A 20,715-nucleotide genomic window follows, 5' to 3' on the forward strand; every position below is an offset into this window, starting at 1 on the left:
GGCACGCTCCGGGCGCTTCGCCGCAGTTCGACTACTCCGCGGGCAGGTACTCGATTTCGGTTATTTCGGCCCGCCAGTAGGGCAGGTCGCCGTCGGGCAGGTTCCACTCGACTTCGCCTTCGGTCGGGACGAGCAGGCCGTTTCGCTCCCGGTAGTTCCGGAGACGGACCGTCCACGCCCTCCGCTCGTAACCTCCGTCGTCGGTCGCTCGCGGGCGTTCGGCCGCGATGCGCTCGACTCGGTGGTCGTCGCCGAAGTGGAACACCGCGCTCGCCGTCGCGTCGCCGTGTTCGACGGTCGCCAGCGCCGAGTCGTCGTCTCTCGCCTCCCACTCGACGCCCTCGCCGGGGACGAGCGCGGTCGGGAACCAGACCGTCTCGGCGAGATACCGGAGGAGTTCGCCCTCGTCGAGCGCCGGGCCGGGGTCGGCGTTCGCGACCGGGAGCGACCCGAAAACCGCGGCGCGGAGCGACCCCGAGCCGCCGACGTAGGCGTCCACGGCCCGAATCGGAACGAACGGGGCCAGTTCGACGGTCGCGTCCCAGACGAACCCCGGCGGCCGGACGGTGAACCGCTGGGTGGCTTCGAGCGGTTTCCACGGCGCGTCGGCCCCGCCGAGTCGGAACTCGCCGCGCTGTTCCAGTCGGACCGTCCGGACGTACGACCGCCCGTCCCGAATCGCGTGGTCGAGGTAGTCGCCGACCGGGTCGGGCAGACCCGCCAAGTCGTCGTTCGTGACCGTGCGGTCGGTGTCCGTGACGATTCGGCGCTCGCCAGCGACCGCTCGCTCGGGGCGGCCCTCGGCGTCCGCGAGCAGTTCGTCCGTGAGAGCGGCGGTCTCCCGGTCGAAGCGGGCGCGGCCGACCGCGGCGGCCGCGCCGACACCGACCGCGGCCGCGCCGAGTCCCTTCAGGGCGGTCGTGACTCGCATACGTCCCGTTCGCTCTCGGTCGTCAAGAGCGTCGTGGCGTGACCGAACGAGTCCCCGACGAGTGACGGACGAGTCCCCGACCGCCGCCTACTTTCCCGCTCGCCCGCCTACGCCCGGGCATGACCGAACCCCTGCGCACCGAACTGGACCCGGAGGTAGCCGAAGTCGTCGCGGACATCGAGTCCGCGGGCGTCCCCGAGTGGTCGGCCATGTCGGTCGAGTCCGCCCGGCGAGTCGAGGACGAGGTCTTCTCCGGCGGCGACCCGCCGGAGGTCGGGTTCGTGCGCGAGTTGGCGATTCCGGGGCAGGACGCGTCGGCGGGAGAGATTCCGATTCGGGTCTACCGCCACGAGGAGATCGCGAACTCGGACCGCGCGCCCGTTCTCGTCTACTACCACGGCGGCGGGTGGGTTCTCGGCACGCTCGACTCCATCGACGGCGTCTGTCGCCGCCTCGCCCGCCGCGGGGAGTGCGTCGTCGTCTCGGTCGATTACCGACTTGCGCCCGAACACCCGTTCCCCGCCGCGGTCGAGGACGCCGACGCCGCGCTCCGGTGGGTCGCCGACCGCGCCGAGTCGTTCGGCGGCGACCCCGAGCGCCTCGCGGTCGGCGGGACCAGCGCGGGCGGGAATCTGGCCGCCGTGACCGCCCTGCGGTCGAGGGAGACCGGCGGGCCGCGACTGTCCCGCCAGTTCCTCTTCTACCCCATCACCGACTACGCCTTCGACACCGATTCCTACGCCGAGAACGGCGACGGACCGCTCCTGACAGAGGCGGACATGCGGTGGTTCTGGGACCGCTACCTCCGGAGCGAGGTGGACGGCGCGAACCCCTACGCCGCGCCGCTCCGCGCGCCCGACCTCTCGGGACTCCCGCCCGCGACGGTCGTGACCTGCGGATTCGACCCGCTCCGCGACGAGGGCGTGGCCTACGCGGAGCGACTCGCGGAGGCGGGCGTCGAGGTCCGCCACGACCACCACCCCGACCAGCCTCACGGGTTCCTCAGCACGTCCGAGTCGGTTTCCGCGGCGGACGAGGCGCTGGACGACATCGGCGCGGAGTTGCGGTCGCTGTAGCGGGTCGCGTCGCGGTGCAGTCAGAAGTCGTCCGAAAATCCGATTCGGGGAGCTACGCGAGTCGCCGGCGAGCGACCGCCAGACCGGCCAGCAACGCGACCAGCGCGGTCGAAACGCCGAACCCGGGGACGCCGCTACTGCCGCCGTCGTCGGTGGTCGCGGCGGTCGTGGTGCCGGAGTCGCCACCGTCGCCGTCGCCAGCGACCGAGACCGACCCGGCGGAAGCGCCGTTGACTGCGAGTTCGTGTTCGCCCGGCGAGTCGAGCGTCACCTCGAAGGTGAGGCGCTCGGACTCGCCGCCCGCGAGTTCGACGCTCTTCTCGGCGACGACGTCGCCGTCCACCGAGAGCCTCGCGGTCCCGCTGGCGGTGCCCGAACCGTCGTTCTCGACGGTCGCCGTGACCGTCACGCTCTCACCCGGTTCGACGGTGGTCGCGCCGACCGACGCGTCAGTCACCGAGAGCGCGCCGCTCCGGACGCCGACCGCGAAGGTGCCGGTGTCCGCGGCCGCGCCGCGGAGGACGTACTTCCCGCCGCCGGTCTCGACCACTTCGGTCTCGACCGCTCGCCACGACCCGCCGTCGAGTCGGTAGAGCGCGACGTTCTCGGGAGCGGCGGCGGCGCTGGCTGGCACCGCAAATTTGACGCCGACCTCCGAGAGTTCGGAGGCGGTGATTTCGGTGGTCCCTACCTCGACGTAACCGAGCGCGGGCACGTCGGGTGCGGTCGCGCCGTCCGGCGGACTCGCGGCGACGCTGGCATCGACGTAGAACTCGGAGGAGGGTTCGTCGCTGGACGGCCGGACCGACACCTGACGCACCGTGAGGTCGCCCGCCGCGATGCCGCCCTCCGGCGAAAGCCGACCGGGCGCGTCCGACCGCGCGCTGAGGATTTTGCCCCGGAAACTGTTCGGGGTCACTGCCGTCACTTCGTCGCGCACGTCCGGGACCGGGATGTCCACCGCGCCGCCCCCGCCGCCGGCGCTACCGCCACCGCCGCTGTTCCCCGAGGACTCGTTGACGACCGCGAACGAGACCGTCTCGGGTTCGGCCAGCGAGTTGCCCGCATTGTCGGTCGCGTTCAGCGTGGCGTTGTAGGTCCCCGCCGAGAGGTTCCGGGTGAAGGTGATCTGGCCGTCGGACGCTATCGACGCGCCGGTCGCGACTTCGACGCCGTCCTCGCCCTCGAACGTGAGCGTGACGTTCGCCGGGTCCACGCCGGAGTAATCGTCGTCGTACGACCCCGTGAGAGTCACCTCGCCGGGCGTCGGCGTCTCGGTCGCCACGGCGAGCGAGGCCGTCGGCGGCGTCGACTCCTTCCGGCCGGTGATGGCGTAGGTCGAGAAGTGCGGGGCCTCGATTTTGTAGGTGTAGGTCCCGTCGTCGTCGCTGGCGTCGACGCGCTTCGCGTCAACCTTCTCCCATCCGGTCGAGCGGTTCTCCTCTTCGACCCAGAACTTCACCGTGCCGGGCCGGATGTACTTCTGGTGGACGCGGGACTGCTCGACGGTCACGTTGACGGTCGCGTCCGTGATGTTGGCGTTCGAGACCGAGGTGTCTATCTGCGGGAAGTAGAGCGAAGTTCCGTTCGGGTTGGTCCGGTTCGAGTCCGGGTTCGTCGTCGCGGTCCCGACCGTCACGTTGGCCTCGGTGGTCCCGTTGTCCGTCCGGATGGACACCTCGTTCACGTTCGTGTCGCTCGTCTCGGCTTCGAGCGTGCCGTTTTTCGTCCTGTTCATCGCGACCGTCTGCCCGACGTTGTAGGCGGTCGAGGCGTTGCGGACGGTCAACTCGTTGCCCGCCGCGTCGCGGACGACGACCTCGAACTCGTGGTTGCCCAGCGCGGGCGCGGGCAGGACCGGACCATGTCCGTCGGAACCGATGGACTCGCCGTCCACCAGAATTGCGTGGACTCTGCTCTGGTCGTCGGTCGCGTTCACGACGACCTGAATTGCGTGCTGGGGGAGGACCTCGTCGGTCCGATTCAGTCCCGGCGGCGTCGTCAGCGACGGTTTCTCCGTGTCGATGCGAATCGTCTCGTTGTGGTGAGTCTCGGTGTTGTTCGCCTCGTCCACGCTATAGAACTCGACGGTGTGGTTGCCCTCGGAGTCGAGCGTGACGTTGCCGCCATCGTAGGTCTGCCACTGACCGCCGTCTAGACTATAGTTCGTGACTGCCACGCCACTCGTCTCGTCCGACGCGTCGAACGTGACGTTCACGTCCGAGTCGTACCAGCCGTTATCGTTCGCCGACGCGTTCGTCACGAGGTCGGTCGCCGGGTCGGTCGCGTCGATTTTGAAGGAGACGGACCTGTTTTCGACGTTCCCGGCCGCGTCGGTCGCACGGTAGCTGACGGAGTGGTTGCCGTCGGTCGAGACCGTGACGTTGCCCTCGTAGGACTGCCAGTCGCCGCCGTCCACGCGGTATTCGACGCTGGTGAGCCGAGACGTGCCGTCGGACGCCGAGAGGTTCACCGCGACCGACGAGTTGTACCACCCGCCGCGCTTCGTGCTGTCGGCGTCGAGCGTGGCGGTCGCGTTCGGGGCGTGCGTGTCGAGCAGTAACTGTTGGGCGAGTAGTCGTTCCGAGTTGCCGTGCGTGTCGGTCGCGTTCGAGAAGAGGTCGACGGTACCGTCGGACAGTCCGGCGGCGTCCACCGTGAAGTTACCGCGGTAGATACCGTCGTCGCCTTGGGTGAGCGCGACGGTTCCCGCGCCGAGTTCGGAGGCGTTCGCGGTGACGCTCTCGACGCCGGTGAGGGCGTCGGAAACGTTGAACGCGACCGAAACGCGCTCGCCGTCCGAGACGACCGCGTTGCCGTCGGCGCTGGTTACGTTGTGAACCGAGACGGTCGGTGCGGTCGTGTCGACGACGGTGGTGTCCGACGTAGTTCCGGTGAAGTTCTCGTTTCCGACCGTGTCGGTGGCTTTTTCCAACGTAATCTGATACTCATCGTCGCTATCTACAGTGTAGAACGCCCGATACTCGTAGGAAGTCGAATCGTTCTGAACACTCATGTCCCCCTCTCGGATAGTTTTGAGTGTATCTCCTGTACTATTGGTGAGAGTAATGCGAAGAGTATCGAGTTCTTCATCTGTAGTCAATAGAATCTCGAGGTCTTGTTCCGCCCCGTACGAAGAGATGCTTAGCTTCTGAACGTGTGCTGCCTCGTTATCCACATCGATGGAACCGCTATCACTGTTCGTATTTGTACTATTGTCGGTCGCCCTCACCGTGACGTTCCGAGTACCGGTGCCCGCGTCGGCGACCGTAACGTTCGCCGCGAAGGTGTCGCCGGTCGTGTGGCGGAGGTCGACCTGTCCGGCACCCAGACTAGTCGCGTTGGCGGTCACCGAGGCGACGCCGCTCCCGTTCTCGACCACCGTCGCCTCGATTCTGACCGCGTCGCCGTCGTTCACGACGCCGTCGTCGTCGGTGGCGTCGGTGAGGTTCGCGGAGATTTCCGGCGGTTTCGTGTCCACGATAACCGAGTCGGTCTGGCCGGTCGCACCGTCGTTGCCGTTCCCGTCGGTGGCGTTCTGGAGCGTCGCCTCGAAGGTGCCGTCTCGGCCCTGCGAGACGTTCGCGGTGTAGACGTAGGTGCCCGAGTCGTTCGTCTCGGTGAAGTTGGCGCGGGTCAGTGTCCCCGACGCGTCACCGTCGAGTCCGACCGTGATGTTCGACAACTGCTCGGTGGACTCGAAGGACACGTTCACGTCCTGCCCGGTCGCCGTCACGTCGAACGCCGAGATTATCGGGGCGGAGGTGGTGAGCGCGACGGTGACGTTCTGGTCGCCGGACATCGTGAGCGACCTGGTGTGAATCTGGGGCGGGAATCGCGTGCTGTTCTCGGGCGGCGTGACCGTCAACGAGACGTCGCCCGCGAACTCCATCCCCCGGCGACCGGTCGCTCTCGGGACCAAGTATCCCTCGGCGTCGGTCGTCTCGAAGACGAAGCGGGCCGTTGCGTTCGCGTGGGAGTGGGTGAAGTTGACGGTCGCGTTCTCTACCGGGTTGCCGACCTCGTCGACGACCCGGACGTTCAACAGCGACGCGTTCGGGAGGTCGAATCGGCCGAGGTCCGCGTCCGTCGTCGCGTTCACGCGACCCAGTGCGTACACGTCGGGCACGTCGTCGTGGGGATACGGACTGTCGGCGCCGTCTTGGAAGAACTCGGCGTCGTAGGACCGACCGGCGTGGACGCCCTCGACGGTGAAGTTCCCCGTGGCGTTCGTGTAGTCGTACGGCCACTGGTCGGCCGACTCGTTGGTGAAGTAGACGAAACCATCGTCCACGGGATTCCCGTCCGGGCCGGTGATTCGACCGGAGACGTTGACAGTCTCCTGTAGCGTGACGGTGACGTTGGTGTCGTTCTGCACGTCGATGATGTCAGTGTACACCGGTCCCTCGAATTGGGAACTGCCGTCCGGCGGAGACGCCATCACGCGCACATCGCCGACGACTTCGATGCCGGGCGTGCCGCCGGCGGTGAACGTACCGTCGCTGCGCGTCTCGCCGGGGAAGTCCACGTGCGACCACGTCCCGTTCTCCTTGCGGAAGTGCATGACCTCGACGTTGGCGTTCGGAACGGGGTCGCCGCTCTGGTCCACGACAGTCACGTTCAGGACGTGAGCCTTAGGAAGCGTCCGGGTCCCGAGGTCCGAGGAGTTCCGGCCGTTCACGATGTCGAGGTTGTAGAGGTCCGGGGACCCGTCGAGGGGCAGATACGTCGAGTCGGGTCGGCTGAAGTTGTCCTGATAGTAGCCGATTGCGTACTTGCCCTCGACGCCGGTCGTCGACAGCGAGTACGCTCCGGTTCCGTCGGTCCGACCGCGGACGTTGTTCGTGACGTTGAGCCGGTAGGCGATGATTTCGTCGTCTTCGGCGACCGTTCCGTCGGCTTCTTCGACGGTGCCCGAGTAGCTCACTCGGTCCTCCACGGTCTCCTCGACAGACGGAATCGCGCCGTCGGCGTCCACGAGTCCGTATCCCGTCCGGTTGTTCGGTTCACTGCCCCGCAGCGGGACCGCCGAGGATTCGAGCCGTGACTGGACCTGCTCGGGCGTGAGACTCCCGTTCGCCGCGAGCATCAGCGCCGCGACGCCAGCCGTGTAGGGCGTCGACGCGGAGGTCCCGTAGAAACTGTCGTACACGGAAGTCGTCACGCCGTCGGGCGCGACCACGTCGGGCTTGATTCGGCCGTCGATGGTCGGCCCGCGCGAGGAGAAGCCCTCCAGTCGGTTGTCCTCGTAGTTGACCGCGCCGACCGTGACGATGTTCCGGCCCGTGCCGGGAATCGTGACGCTCCGGCCGCTGGTCCAGTACTCGGGGTCGGAGTCGCCGCGGAAGAATGCGTCGAACTTCGCAGAACCGTTGGCACTGCGGTTGTACACCCCGAGGAAGACCGGTTCAGTAGCGTAGTAGCTGACCTCCTCGACCGGTGGCTGTGAGCCGTTCTGGACTGTCTGGGACCCGGCGACGATGGTGCCGCTGGCGTTGTAGAGGTAGAAGTCGTAGTTCTCGTTTCGGGCGTCCCAGTCGTTCCAACTGACGTCGATGTTCACGTACCCCGAACCGCCGGCCGGCGTGACGTTCATCGTCTCGTCGCTCCCGCTGAAGTTCATCCAGCCGTTACCGTCGGGGTCCGACCACTGGTCGTTCCAGTGGCTCTGGTAGCCGTCGTTTCCGGAGGAGGTCAGCCACGTCGTCCCGTTCCGAACCGACTCGTTGATTTCTCGGTTCATCGAGTCGGTTCCGTCGAGCGGTCCGACGTTGTACCAACTCAGCGACATCGTCACTACGTCGGTCGACGTGTTCTGGTCTATCCACGTGACCGCCTCGTAGAACTCGGTGAGGGTGCCGACCTTCACCGCAACGATGGAGGCGTTGGGCGCGGTGTCGGCGACGAGTTCGGCGGTCGCGGTGCCGTGTTCGCCCGACTGGTTGCTCATCGAGCGCGGGTCGGCCGAACTGAAGTTCCGCCAGTTCACGAGTTGGTCGGAGATTTCGGGGTTGGTCACGTTGAATCCCGTGTCGACGACTGCCACCGTCACGTTCTCGCCGGTGACGGCCGCGTCGTGAACGTTCCCGACGTCCATGTTCGAGAGACCCTCGCCGACGATTTCGTTCGTGTCGGGCTTGCGGGGTCGGCGAACGAACTCGACCGCCGCCGAGTCCGCGAGCGCCTGCACGGCCGCCGCGGGCACACGCGCCTGCACGAGACGCTCGTGTTTCGCCTGCACGTCGCCGCCGTTCGCGCCGACCAGTCCGGCGGCGTCGTCGCTCCGGCCGGGCGAGGCGCGGACCACGACTTGCACGAACTCGGTGCCGCCCGTGCTGTCGGCCGAGGGCCCGCCCTCCGCCGACTCGACTTCGTCGAGGAGCGCCGACGAGACCTTGGGGTTGGCCGCCGCCGCGGGCGGCGCGGACCGCCCCGTGGTCCCGTTCGCGGTCTGGTTATCGGTAGTCGTCGTCGCTGTCGTTGTCGTCTCCGACCTCGTCGTGTCGGTCGCCGTGGTCGTGGCGAGCGTCGTCGTTGCGACCGTAGTGGTGTTGCCCGACGTGTTTCCACTGGCGGTCCCGACCGCGAGCGGACCGATAGATGCGACGACCGAGGCCGGAACCGCCGCGGTCACGGCCGAGACGACCAGCAGGACCGAGAGCGCGACCGCTGAGGTGCGGCTTCTTCTCATGCCGACCCTCCAGTCACGGCGGTCGTTCGCGCGGTGGTAGTCGGCCGCGAAGAGCCACCACCGAAGCGCCCGAGACTGTGAGAGGCGGCCGTCGTGACAGTAAGCGTCGCGCCGCACCGCGAGCGTACCGTTGCCCCAACATACGTTTTATTTCTAACATGTATTGTATCGGTCATTGTCGTCCAGTTATGGTAATGGGTGATAAAATTTTGTAATCGACACAAGTAGTCAATAGAGACGATATGAACGACGGGCAGAACGACAGTCGAGCAGAATATGTACAAAACCGGACGACGGAATCGGCCCGAGTCGTTTCAGAACAGGAAAGCCACACCACCGAGGGCACTCGACCGACCGACCAAAAAGTGTAGTTACTTCTACTATTTTACTCGAAGTCGTCCTGCGTGACCGGTTTGCCCTCCTCGGTTGGCGGGGCGATGTGGTCGACGAACTCCTCGACGGACGGTTGCTCGACGCGGACCCGAACGTGGATGTCGCCGAGTTCGTCGGGATTGCCGACCGCGAAGTTGACGACGCCCTCGAAGGCGGCCTGCTTCTTCAGGTCGAACGAGAAGGTGTCGCCGCGACGGTTGCCGAAGAACTCCCCGCGGGCGGTGTCGAGTATCTCTTGGCGGTGGAGCAGTTCCGAGAAGTGGTCGAGCGAGTGGGCCTCGGCGACGACCTCGCCGTGCTGTTGTTCGGGTTCCGCGCCGGGGAAGATGTTGGCGATGGCGGTCGCGACGCGGTCCGCGATTTCGGTGTCCGTGACGGGTGCCGTAACCTGGACGTCGATGCTGTAAATCATGGTAATCAGGCCTCCTGTGCGCGTTCGCCTTCGAGTCCCTCGACGCCGTCGGTCAGCAGGGCGCGAATCTTCTCGTGGAACGCCTCCAGCGTCGCGGTGTTGTCTATCGAGGCGTCGGCGCGGGCGATGGCCTCGTCCATGCCGAACCCGCGCTCGCGCTCGTCGCGTTCGCGCAGGGTCTCGGCGTCGGTGGCGTCCCGACCCCGCGCCTCGACGCGTTCGACCCGGACCTCGAACGGCGCTTCGATGCTGACCAGCGTGAAGTCGTCGCCGAACGCCGCCTCGAATCGCTCGACTTCGACGCCCGCTCGGATGCCGTCCACGAGGACGGTCTCGTTCGCTTCGAGCGCCTCCTCGACGACGGGCAGCGAGCGCTGGGCGACGGCGTCCGGGCCGTTCTCCTCGCGGAGCGCCCCTGCGACTTCGCCGTGGTGTTCGGCCGGGTCGAGGCCCCGGTCGCGACACTCCGCGCGAATCACGTCGCCCATCGTCACGACGGGAATCCCGAGTTCCTCGGCGACCGAGGCGGCCTCGCCCTTGCCGCTCCCCGGCAGACCCACGGTTCCGATAACTCTCATTGGATTCTGATAGTGGTGAACGGTGCTTAAGCGCTGTGTTCCATCAGGAACGCACGGAGAACGATGTTTGAGCCGTGCGTAACCGCGGTGAATCCTAAGACCTTTTGCGAAGGCCACTCCAAGGAATCGGCAAGGGCACGTAGCTCAGTCTGGAAAGAGCGTCGGACTTCTAATCCGACGGTCGTGGGTTCAAATCCCATCGTGCCCGTCTTTTATCCGGGTAGTCGACTCTCATCGCGTTCTGGTCGGTATTCGTCGAAAACGGGGTTCCGTGGAACTGCACAGAGGCCGCACGTGATTCGAGCCACCCTTCGGGACACTAATCGGACGGCGCTGGCGATTTCTCTGGTACCGGCTGAGGCTTCGGGATTCGCTCGATACGTAGTGCGAACCGAACGAGAGTGACGGCCGCGATTACTGGACGAACCGCTCTCTCGGGAAATCGCAAGAACCTCAAGCACCGTACCTGAACTGGCACCGATGCCCTCCGCCACGCATACCGCTTCGATTCGAAATCTACTACTCATAATCGTGGTACAGCTCGGCTTCTGTATGGTCCTCCTTGCCGAGGTTGCGACCGCTGCACGGGGATACGGTACCCCAATTACCTTGGCGGGTTTCATCGCTGGAAGTATGCTGATCGCCGGTGCAATCTACGTGGCGACTACTGACCGGTGAGTCTGTGATCTGTATTGACCGTGTCGTCTTCGGGAGAGTATCCGACACCAAACGGTCAATATGTGGTGCGTATCTAACGTCTACCCTTCTCGACTCGAGAGCAAGAGAGCAGTAGAACCAATCACGACGAGAATACTGAAGGTAAAACTTACTGCGTTCGTATACCCGAGCCAATCCTGATTCACGCCAACGTAGAGAACAAGCACGATTAGGAGACTGGTGGCGGCAAGCGCCTGAAGGAGGACTCTTCCTCGATGAAACTGCGTTATCCGTTCCCAACCCCATAGCACGATAATTGCTGTCGAGAATCAAATAGCAGGTGGCTGTTCTCCTCGGAACGTTTTCGTCCGGTACACGCGCTGGACTGCGTAATCTGTGGTCCGAATCCTTCACGGACGGCCGAGACACCGCCGAGTAGCGGAGGCCACGTACGGGTCCGAGTAGTGCCCACGGAAGACTCGGCCCTGGGAGAGATGGCGGGCACAAGAAGTAGGGGCGTGAACCACGATTAACGAACTGTGCTCGATCGGTTTCGACACCCACTCGTCGCAGTCGCCGTCGCCTTAGCGTTGACCGTACCGTGGATCGGGACGTTCGTCTCGTACGGTGGGTACGGAACCGTACACCCGGGCGAGAACATTACGCCGGGCATGGCCGTCCTCGTGGCGGGCCTCGCGATAGTGGGTGCTGCGTTCCTGCTCGCGTGGGCGTCCGAGACCGCTGAGAAGGACGTCCCACAGGCGTTCGCCATCGCGGTGCTGGCGGTGCTGGCCGTGGCTCCCGAGTACGCCGTCGACGCGCTCTACGCGTGGGAGGCCGGTGCTGGTTCCAGCGAGGCCGCCAACCTCGCAGTGGCCAACATGACCGGTGCGAACCGAATTCTCATCGGCCTCGGATGGTCGGGCATCGCGCTGTTCACCATCTACCGCGCGAAGCGCACCGCCGACGCAGCGGTCGAGAGCCGCTCGGGGTTCCTCGCAGACGCGGTCACGCTCGACCCGGGAATCGCGACCGAGATTACGTTCTTACTCGTCGCGACGGCGTACGCGTTTTTCGTCCCGCTCAGTGGCGGTATCGGCCCGCTCGATTCGCTCTTTCTGGTGGGACTGTTCCTGCTTTATCTCCTCGTCGTAATCCGCGGTGACGTCGAGACGTCCGAGGAACACGTCGGCGTCCCCGCCTACTTCCAGCAGTATCCGAAAGTACCGCGCATTGCGCTCGTCCTCTTCGGGTTCGCGTTTTCGGGGGCGATAATCTTCACCGCCGTCCACCCGTTCGCCGAGGGACTGGAACAGTTGGGACTCCAGTACGGCATCCCCGAGTTCTTCATGATCCAGTGGCTCGCACCGCTGGCCTCGGAGAGCCCCGAACTCATCGTCGTCGCCTATCTGGTGAACAAGGGGCGTTCGACCGCCGGCTTCAACGCGCTCATCTCCTCGAAGCTCAACCAGTGGACGCTGCTCATCGGAACGCTCGCCGTCGTCTACTCCATCTCGGCCGGCGCTATCGGAACGCTCTCGTTCGATTCGAAGCAGGCCGCTGAAATCTGGATCACCGCCGCCCAGAGCCTCTTCGCCATCGCTATCCTGACGAACCTCGACATTAGCATCCGTGAAGCCGTCGTACTGCTCGTCCTGTTCGCGACGCAGGTTCTCGCGGAGTTCTACGTGATTCAGACGTACGCCGAAGCGGCCGCGACGACGCTCAGTATTTCCATCCTCTACGCCTACACCGCCGTCTACGTCGTTCTCGGTGGCGGACTGTTCTTCAAACGTCGCGATAGCGTCCGCGAACTCCTCCAGCGAAGCGTCTCGAACGCTCGGACTGCGATAGGAATGGGAGCGGACCAGACGGAACGCGCGGACTGACACCGCTTCATCGACGGAGCGACGACGTCGTTCGTACGACCAGTCGGCGAACGAACGGCCTGCTCATTGCGGCGCTTCGCTCTCGGAAGGATTGCGTGACGGAGGGCAGTAGCCGAACTCTACGCTCTCGGCGAAGGTGCGTCGACTCCGACGACGGACCGCCGTCGATTCGCGAGAAGGGTAAACCAGACCCGCGTTCAGAACAGGTCACCAACGTCGTTGATGTCCGACCGACAGAACGGACACCGATAGTTGGTCTGGAAGTCGTTGCGTTGGGCAACGGTTCGAGTTTCGAGTTCGTGCATTGCGATACTGCGACCACAGTCGGGACACGCTACCTTCGTCACGGCGCATGAGTCTATAGCCCAAACACTTAAATTGTACTGTAAGGTCAGTAGAGAAATCTTACGGCCGAGGGGTACGGAAATACGCGAACGACTTGGGGCGCGCGCAGAGGAGATTGAAATAAATGCCCGAGTTCCGAGCGCACCTTCGAATCCGAGTCCCGTCTGTGTTTCGCGAATTAGATTCAGATTCGAAGTCAGAAAAAGGCGATGAAAACCGACCTACTCCCCGAAGCAGTCCTCTGCGGGTCGCTTCGCTCCCCGCTTCGGTTCGAGGCCTTCGCTCCGCTCAGGCCTCGCTCTCCTCGAAGCCGTCTTCGAACCGGAAGGTGCCGTTCCGCTGGACGATTTCGCCGTCCACCTCGATGTAGGAGTCCTCGGCCATGTCCACTATCATGTCCACGTGGACCGCGCTCTCGTTGCCGGTCTCGCCCTCGGGCAGGCACTCGTCGTAGGCGCGGCCGACCGCGAGGTGGATGGTATCGCCCATCTTCTCGTCGAAGAGCATGTTGTAGGTGAACCGGTCGATGTCGCGGTTCATTCCGATACCGAGTTCGCCGAGGCGGCGCGCGCCCTCGTCGGTGTCGAGAATCTGGCCCAGCACGTCCTCGTTCTTGCTGGCGCTGTACTCGACGACCTCGCCGTCCTCGAACCGGAGGTAGCCGTCGTCGACCTCGTGGCCCTCGTGAATGAGCGGTTTGTCGAACAGGACCTCGCCCTCTACCGAGTCGGCGACGGGCGCGGTGAACACCTCGCCGCCCGGCAGGTTGTTCTTCGCGTGGTCGTTGATGGTGGTCATCCCCTCGATGCTCATGCGGAGGTCGGTCGTGTCGCCCGAGACGATGTGAACCTCCTCGCCCGCGTCGAGGATGTCGACCATCTGGCGCTGGTGTCGCTTCTGCTCGTCCCAGTCCTTGCCGATGGCCGACCAGACGAACTCCTCGTACTCCCCGGTGCTCATCTCGGCGTTCTGGGCGTCGGCCGGGGCGGGGTACTGGGTCAGCACCCACGTCGTGTCGAGAATCTCCTCGCGGACGGGCAGCTGGGCCGTCCGGAACGCCGCCATGGTCTCGCTGTCGACCGCGCTCATGTCGGCGACGTTGTCGTGGGCGCGGACGTGAATCCACACGTCGGCGGCCTCGGCCAGCGCGAGTTCGTGGTCCGGCGTGTCGATGTCCTCGGGCGCGGCGGCGTCGAGGAACGCCGCGCGCGTCCGGTCGTTGCGGAACGAGACGTGGAACGGGAACGCGCCCCGTTCGCCGATGGTCTCGCAGAGCGCGAGCGTCAGGTCCTCGGCCGCCGAGGCGGCGCTGACGACGACGTTGTCACCGGCCTCGATTTCGGTGGAGTGGTCGACGACGATTTCGGCGTGCTCTCTGACTCGGGGGTCCATACCGAAATCTGGCGGGGAAAGCCGCAAACCGCTTTCGGTCCCGGACAACGAGGCGGCCGTCGGCGTCGCCGCGACGCGGCGTGAGGTGAATCGCCGCCATCGCGGGGTATTTGACTCGCCGGGGGCAAACGAACGCGTATGTTAGACCTGCGGAGCGACACCGTGACGAAACCCGACGACGCGATGCGCGAGGCGTCGCGCGACGCCGAGGTGGGCGACGACGTGTACGGCGAGGACCCGACGGTCAACCGCTTGGAGGACGAGGCCGCCGACCTCGTCGGCATGGAGGACGCCCTCTACGTCCCGAGCGGGACGATGGGCAATCAGGTCGCGGTCCGAACCCACACCGAGCGCGGCCAAGAGGTGCTGACCGAGCGCGAGAGCCACGTCGTCAAGTGGGAACTCGGCGGGATGGCTCAGCTCTCGACCCTGCAGGTCCGGACCCTCGACGGCGGCGAACGCGGAGTCCCGACCCCCGAGCAGGTCCGCGAGGGCCACGTCGAGGAGGACCTCCACCGGCCCGGAACCGGCCTGCTGACGCTCGAAAACACGCACAACAGCAAGGGCGGGGTCGCCATCGCCCCCGAGCGAATCGACGCCGCGGCAGAGGCCGCCCACGACCTCGGGATTCCGGTCCACCTCGACGGCGCGCGGGTCTGTAACGCCGCCGTGGCCCACGACGTGCCCGTCGAGCGGATGACCGAGCGGGTCGATTCGGTGATGTTCTGTCTCTCGAAGGGACTCGGCGCGCCGGTCGGGTCGATACTGGCCGGGAGCGAGGAGTTCGTCGCCCGCGCGCGTCGCAACCGGAAACTGTTCGGCGGCGGGATGCGGCAGGCCGGGATTATCGCGGGGCCGGGCCGACTCGCGCTCGACAACGTCGAGCGACTCGCCGACGACCACGAGAACGCCCGAGTACTGGCCGAGGAGTTAGCGGGCGTCGAGGGCCTGTCGGTGCAGGACCCCGAGACGAACATCGTCCTCGTGAACACCGAGGGAACGGGCCGCGAGGCCGACGAGTTCCTCGACGCCTGCGCGGAGGCGGGCGTGCAGGGCACCCAGTTCGACACGCACGTCGCGCGCTTCTGCACGCACTGGGACGTGAACCGCGAGGACGTCGAGCAGGCGGCCGAGTACGCGAGCGAGGCGGTCGAGCGACTCGACTGAGCGGGGCGGTCGCCGGAACACCTCGGTGGCGGCGTCGGCTATCGGCGGCCGTTCTGGACGCCCTCGCGGAATCCCGTGATGGTTCGTCGAACGAACAGGTACATGAAGAGGACGAACCCGAGCAGGATCGCCAGGAAGCCGACGACGAGTGGATTATTAAAGATGAAACTGAGGTCCATACGTGACCATTCGGTCGCCGCTTCAAATTCGTTTCGACGTTCCCGCCGCTCGCAGGGAACAAAGTTCATGATACGGGGGTGACAACGGCGATACATGGCTGACCTCCTCCCCTCCACGTCCGACGCGACGGCCCCCCAGTCCGCCGAACCGCGGGTCATCGGCGTCGACAGCGACGACGCCGACGACCTGCTCGGGGCGCTCTCGTCGGACACGGCCCGCGAACTGCTGGCGGCGCTCCACGAGGACCCCGCGACGCCCTCCGACCTCGCCGAGACCATCGACACCTCGCTCCAGAACGCCCAGTACCACCTCGGCAAACTGGAGGGCGCGGACGTGATTCAGGTCGTCGACACCGTCTACTCCGAGAAGGGCCGCGAGATGAAGGTGTACGCGCCCGCCGACCAACCGCTCGTCGTCTTCGCGGGCAACGAGGAGAAGACGACCGGGCTAAAGTCCGCGCTCTCGCGGTTGCTCGGCGCGGTCGGTGCGCTCGGCCTCCTGAGCGTCGCGGTTCAGCAGGTATACGGCGACGGCGTGGGCGGCCTGTTCGGGTTCTCCACCAGCGGCGGCGACGCGATGTCCGAGACGGGCGGCGGTGGCGGGATGTCGGTCCAGTCCACCGACGCCGCCGGACAGGCCGCCGACGCCGCGGCCGGCACGCTCCCGCCGGGTCTTGTCTTCTTCGCGGGGGGCGCGCTGGTCCTCGCGCTCGGGTTCGCGTGGTGGTACTACGCGAACAGCGGCGAGTGAGGCGTTCTCCGCCGGAAATTAGACCGCAGAGCCGATAACTAAAAGGGGTTTTTGAGTTTACGGGAGCTATTTGATGGGCCGAAACGTAGGGAGTAGTGTACCGCCCCGCTTCGGCCCTCCGCCACTGCGGACCCCCGCTCCGCACGTCACCCCGCCACCGCGTTCCCGCGCCTCCACTGCCCTCTACCTGTGCCCTCTTCGGCGGGGCGGTCGTCCGATACCGAACTCGCCGAGCGCCAGTTGCGCTTAGCAGCGCGACCGGACCGACGCCAGCGACGAGCGCCAGACCCTGAGCGACTTAGAGCGGCGAGTCACTCTATTTCGAACCGCTCCACGACCGACCCGTCCCGGTGGCGAATCTCGCCGACGAGTCGGGCGTCGGTCCCCCCGTCGCCACCGCGCGTTTCTCCCTTCTCGACGCCGCTCTCCGTCGGTCGCCGGAGTTCCGCGTGCGTCGGGACGCCGCCGCGGGGGTCGGCGTGACTGCCGGGATTCAGCAGGAGGACGTCGTCGGCGTCGGTGGCCGCGTGGCGGTGGGAGTGGCCGAACACCACCGCGTCGGCGGCCTGCTGGCGGCCCAGAAGCGAGAGACCGGTCGCGCTCCGGTCGTCACCGTGGGTCAGGACGAACCTCACGCCTTCGACTTCGAAGGTGCGCTCGGGCGGGAGTCGGTCGCGGACTTCGGGCGTGGCGTTGTTGCCGTAGACGGCGTAGAGACGGTCTGCGACCGACTCGAAGGCGTCCAGCGCGGCCGCGTTCACGAAGTCCCCGGCGTGAACGACCGCGTCGCTCTCCTCGACTGCCCGCTTCGCGCGGCCTTCGAGTTCGTGGCCCGACCGACTGTGGGTGTCCGAGAGGACGGTAATCATGACTCGGCGTAAGAGCGGCGGGTTCCTGAGCGTTTCCGTCTGGGTTGCAATCACTTTCTTGTCCGGCGAGAGAGAAGGCTACGCCAATGGCCGAAAGCAAATCCGTCGTTATCGCCGCGCTCATCGCCAACGGGGCGATAGCAGTGCTGAAGTTCCTCGGCTTCCTGCTGACCGGAAGCGCCGCGATGCTCTCGGAGACGTACCACTCCATCTCTGACACCGGCAATCAGGTGTTCCTGCTCATCGGTATCCGGTACAGCAACAAGAAGGCGAGTCGCGAACACCCGTTCGGGTACGGGAAGGCCCAGTTCTTCTACAGCTTTCTGGTGAGCGTCCTCCTGTTCGGCATCGCCGGGTGGGAGTCGGCAAAGCACGGTTACGACGCCATCATGCACCCCCACGTCCCCGAACAGGGAGCGGCCACGCTACTCGGTTACACGTTCCCCGGCGTCTGGGTCAACTACGGCGTGCTCATCGCGGCGATTCTGTTCGAGGGGTGGGCGCTGAAGAAGGCGTACGCCGGCATGAAGAAGGACATTGAGCAGCACAACTGGAGCGGACTGGCGGAAGCGTTCAAGAAGACCACCAACGTGACGACGCTGACCGCGTTCACCGAGGACACCATCGCGCTGGCCGGCGCGGGCATCGCGCTGATTGGAATCTACCTCTCCAGAATCACCGGGAACCCGATTTACGACGCGGTGTCGGCGCTGCTCATCGGTATCATGCTGATGGGGTTCGCGGTGGCGCTCGCGTGGGAGAACAAGCGACTCCTGCTCGGCGAGAGTCTGCCGGAGTCCGAGGAGGAGCAACTCCGGAGCGTCATCGAGGGATGGGACGGCGTGGTGAACATCGTGGACTTCCGGACCGTGGTCTTCGGGCCGGAGGACGCGATTCTCACCGCCGACATCGCCTTCGAGAAGGGCATCGCCACGGCCGAGATGGACCAGAAGATTACCGACTTGGAGGACGCGCTGATGGAGCAGAACGGGAGCGTGTCGAAGGTGTACATCGAACCTGAGACGCGATGGCGGAGCAGGAAGGAGACGGCGGGATAGTTACGCGTCGTCCGAGTCAAGGTCCCTGCACTGCTCGGCACTTCCACTCGCAAGCGAGAGTTTAAACGTCAAGCCGAGCAAACCCACTCTCGTGGCAGAGACGAACGGGTACATGCGCTTTTTCCCCTACGAAGAGCCGTACGACAACCAGCGGGAGGCGATGGACCGAATCTACAACGCCTTCTCCCGCGGGCAGGACGTGCTGTTCGAGGGGGCCTGCGGGACCGGCAAGACGCTGTCGTCGCTCGTGCCCGCACTGGAGTACGCCCGCGAAGAGGACAAGACGGTGGTCATCACGACCAACGTCCACCAGCAAATGCGCCAGTTCGTGGCGGACGCGCGGGCGATTACGGCCGAGGAGCCGATTCGCGCCGTCGTCTTCCGGGGGAAGGGGTCGATGTGTCACATCGACGTGGGCTTCGAGGAGTGTCAGGTCCTCCGGGACAACACCTACGAGGTCGTAGACGCCGAGAGCGACCTCGCTGAGTTAGAGCAGCGACAGGAGGAACTGCTCGAAGCGAGCCAAGACGGCGACGAGCGCGCCGCCGAGGCCCGGAGCGCGGTCATGGACGAGTTAGAGCAGGTCCAAGAGCGCGTCGAGGGCTTGGAGGAGCAGAACACCTGCGAGTACTACTACAACAACCTCGTGGGCGACAACGACGAGTTCTACTCGTGGCTCTACGACGACGTGCGGACGCCCGACGACATCTACGAGTTCGCCGAGGAGCAGACGCTCTGTGGCTACGAACTCCTGAAGGACGGGATGGAGGGCGTGGACTTGGTGGTCTGTAACTACCACCACCTGCTCGACCCGATGATACGCGAGCAGTTCTTCCGGTGGCTAGACAGAGACCCCGAGGACGTCATCACCATCTTCGACGAGGCCCACAACGTCGAGGACACCGCTCGCGAACACGCGACCCGGACGCTGACCGAGAACACCCTCGACTCGGCGCTCGACGAGTTGCAGGACTCCGACGACGCCCGGAGCGAACCAGCCTACAACGTCGTCTCGGCGTTCCGGGCGGCGCTCGAAGAGACCTACGAGGACGCGTTCGGGTTCGGGGACCGCGAGCAGGTCGGCGACGACTGGGAGGACGTGTCCATCACCAACGAGAGCAAGCGCGACGACCTGACGCTCAACTTCCTCCAGCAGTACACCGGGAAGGGAATCGATACGGAACTCCAACTCGCGGTCCACCTCGGCCGGGAACTCGACGAGGAGTACGAGGAGGCCTACAAGAACGGCGAGTCCACGACGCGACAGGAGTGTCAGACGCTCCAAGCCGCGACGTTCATCCAGTCGTTCATGGACGAGAGCGCGGAGTTGGGCCAGTACCCCGTGGTCTCGGTCCGGCGCGACGAGGCGACCGAGGAGGTGTACGGCCGGGCGGAACTCTACACCTGCATCCCGCGGGAGGTCACGGAAGACCTGTTCGGCGAGGTGTACGCCACGGTGCTGATGAGCGCGACCCTCCGGCCGTTCGACGTGAGCGCGGCCGTGCTTGGACTGGACGACCCCGTGGAAATCGCCTACGGGTTGCAGTTCCCCGAGGAGAACCGCCGGACGTTCGCGGTGGAGACGCCCGCGCTCTTCTCCAGCGAGCGCGACGACCCCGACACGCAGGAGGCCATCGCGGGCGTCCTCCGCGATTCGGTGGAGTTCACCGCGGGCAACACTCTGCTCTTCTTCCCGAGTTACGCCGAGGCCGAACGCTACTACGACCGCCTCTCGCGGGAGTTCGGCGGTGGCGAAACCTCGGAGACGACGCTCTACATGGACGAACCCGGCACTTCGGTCGAGGACCTCCGCCAGCGGTTCGTCGCCGACGACGACGCCGCGCTGTTCACCTCGCTGTGGGGGACGCTCGCCGAGGGTGTCAGTTTCGACGGCGACGAGGCCCGGACGGTGGTCGTGGTCGGCGTTCCCTACCCGCACCTGAACGACCGGATGGAGGCGGTCCAAGAAGCGTACGACCGGACGTTCGCCGACCGCTCGGGCCGGGACTCGGGGTGGGAGTACGCCGTCGAGATTCCGACGATTCGGAAGACTCGGCAGGCGCTCGGCCGGGTGATTCGGTCGCCCGACGACTTCGGCGTCCGCGTGCTGGTGGACAAGCGCTACACCGAGGCCGGTCGCCGGGAGATGGGCAAGTACAGCGTCCGCGAGACGTTCCCGCCCGAGGAGCGCGCCGAGATGCTGGACGTGCAGGCCGAGAAGTTGAAGTTCGCGATGCTGAACTTCTACAGCGACAAGCAGGCGTGGACCGGCGACCCGCCGACGCCGTGAAACGCGGTATTCACGACGCGAGAACCCCACGACGACG

The 20,715-nt window shown here is 65.7% G+C and carries 13 protein-coding genes and 1 tRNA gene; 7 read left to right on the plus strand and 7 right to left on the minus strand.

What is annotated here, in order from left to right; genetic code table 11:
• Positions 1–31: 31 nt before the first annotated feature.
• Positions 32–931: a DUF6920 family protein gene (locus M0R89_RS05830; protein ID WP_248651622.1), complete on the minus strand. Its 900-nt coding sequence runs from the start codon at positions 929–931 to the stop codon at positions 32–34.
• A 119-nt stretch (positions 932–1,050) separates the two neighbouring features.
• On the opposite strand from M0R89_RS05830, the gene lipP1 reads away from it, so the two are divergent.
• Positions 1,051–2,007, plus strand: coding sequence for a LipP1 family hormone-sensitive lipase (gene lipP1, locus M0R89_RS05835; RefSeq protein WP_248651623.1), 957 nt, complete (start codon positions 1,051–1,053; stop codon positions 2,005–2,007).
• A 52-nt stretch (positions 2,008–2,059) separates the two neighbouring features.
• Here the strand turns inward: lipP1 and M0R89_RS05840 are convergent, their stop codons facing one another.
• From M0R89_RS05840 to M0R89_RS05850, 3 genes are all read right to left on the minus strand, one after another.
• A complete protein-coding gene (locus M0R89_RS05840; RefSeq protein ID WP_248651624.1) occupies positions 2,060–8,698 on the minus strand; it encodes an OmpL47-type beta-barrel domain-containing protein in 6,639 nt (2,212 codons plus the stop codon).
• 385 nt (positions 8,699–9,083) lie between these two features.
• The gene (locus M0R89_RS05845; RefSeq protein ID WP_438267675.1) at positions 9,084–9,503 is read right to left on the minus strand and encodes an RNA-binding domain-containing protein; all 420 of its coding nucleotides are present in this window, start codon (positions 9,501–9,503) and stop codon (positions 9,084–9,086) included.
• A 5-nt stretch (positions 9,504–9,508) separates the two neighbouring features.
• Positions 9,509–10,081 (minus strand): AAA family ATPase, encoded by a 573-nt coding sequence (locus M0R89_RS05850; RefSeq protein WP_248651625.1) that lies wholly within the window; start codon positions 10,079–10,081, stop codon positions 9,509–9,511.
• Between the two features lie 133 nt (positions 10,082–10,214).
• On the opposite strand from M0R89_RS05850, the gene M0R89_RS05855 reads away from it, so the two are divergent.
• A tRNA-Arg gene (locus M0R89_RS05855) sits at positions 10,215–10,289 on the plus strand.
• 988 nt (positions 10,290–11,277) lie between these two features.
• Positions 11,278–12,627, plus strand: a complete 1,350-nt coding sequence (locus M0R89_RS05860; RefSeq protein ID WP_248651626.1) for a sodium/calcium exchanger protein — start codon at positions 11,278–11,280, stop codon at positions 12,625–12,627.
• Positions 12,628–13,260: 633 nt separating this feature from the next.
• On the opposite strand, the gene M0R89_RS05865 is transcribed toward M0R89_RS05860, so the two are convergent.
• Positions 13,261–14,364 (minus strand): aminopeptidase, encoded by a 1,104-nt coding sequence (locus M0R89_RS05865; protein WP_248651627.1) that lies wholly within the window; start codon positions 14,362–14,364, stop codon positions 13,261–13,263.
• A gap of 138 nt (positions 14,365–14,502) precedes the next feature.
• On the opposite strand from M0R89_RS05865, the gene M0R89_RS05870 reads away from it, so the two are divergent.
• A complete protein-coding gene (locus M0R89_RS05870; RefSeq protein ID WP_248651628.1) occupies positions 14,503–15,531 on the plus strand; it encodes a threonine aldolase family protein in 1,029 nt (342 codons plus the stop codon).
• Positions 15,532–15,569: 38 nt separating this feature from the next.
• On the opposite strand, the gene M0R89_RS05875 is transcribed toward M0R89_RS05870, so the two are convergent.
• A complete protein-coding gene (locus tag M0R89_RS05875; protein ID WP_248651629.1) occupies positions 15,570–15,710 on the minus strand; it encodes a DUF7859 family protein in 141 nt (46 codons plus the stop codon).
• Positions 15,711–15,804: 94 nt separating this feature from the next.
• On the opposite strand from M0R89_RS05875, the gene M0R89_RS05880 reads away from it, so the two are divergent.
• Positions 15,805–16,461: an ArsR/SmtB family transcription factor gene (locus tag M0R89_RS05880; protein ID WP_248651630.1), complete on the plus strand. Its 657-nt coding sequence runs from the start codon at positions 15,805–15,807 to the stop codon at positions 16,459–16,461.
• A gap of 311 nt (positions 16,462–16,772) precedes the next feature.
• Here the strand turns inward: M0R89_RS05880 and M0R89_RS05885 are convergent, their stop codons facing one another.
• Entirely contained in the window at positions 16,773–17,330 is a 558-nt protein-coding gene (locus M0R89_RS05885) for a metallophosphoesterase (protein WP_248651631.1), read from the minus strand.
• Between the two features lie 86 nt (positions 17,331–17,416).
• Between M0R89_RS05885 and M0R89_RS05890 the strand changes: the two genes are divergently transcribed.
• The gene (locus M0R89_RS05890) at positions 17,417–18,388 is read left to right on the plus strand and encodes a cation diffusion facilitator family transporter (RefSeq protein ID WP_248651632.1); all 972 of its coding nucleotides are present in this window, start codon (positions 17,417–17,419) and stop codon (positions 18,386–18,388) included.
• Positions 18,389–18,479: 91 nt separating this feature from the next.
• Positions 18,480–20,678, plus strand: a complete 2,199-nt coding sequence (locus M0R89_RS05895) for an ATP-dependent DNA helicase (protein WP_368408855.1) — start codon at positions 18,480–18,482, stop codon at positions 20,676–20,678.
• Positions 20,679–20,715: the final 37 nt, after the last annotated feature.

Origin of the sequence: Halorussus limi, assembly GCF_023238205.1 — an archaeon.
Lineage (GTDB): Archaea > Halobacteriota > Halobacteria > Halobacteriales > Haladaptataceae > Halorussus > Halorussus limi.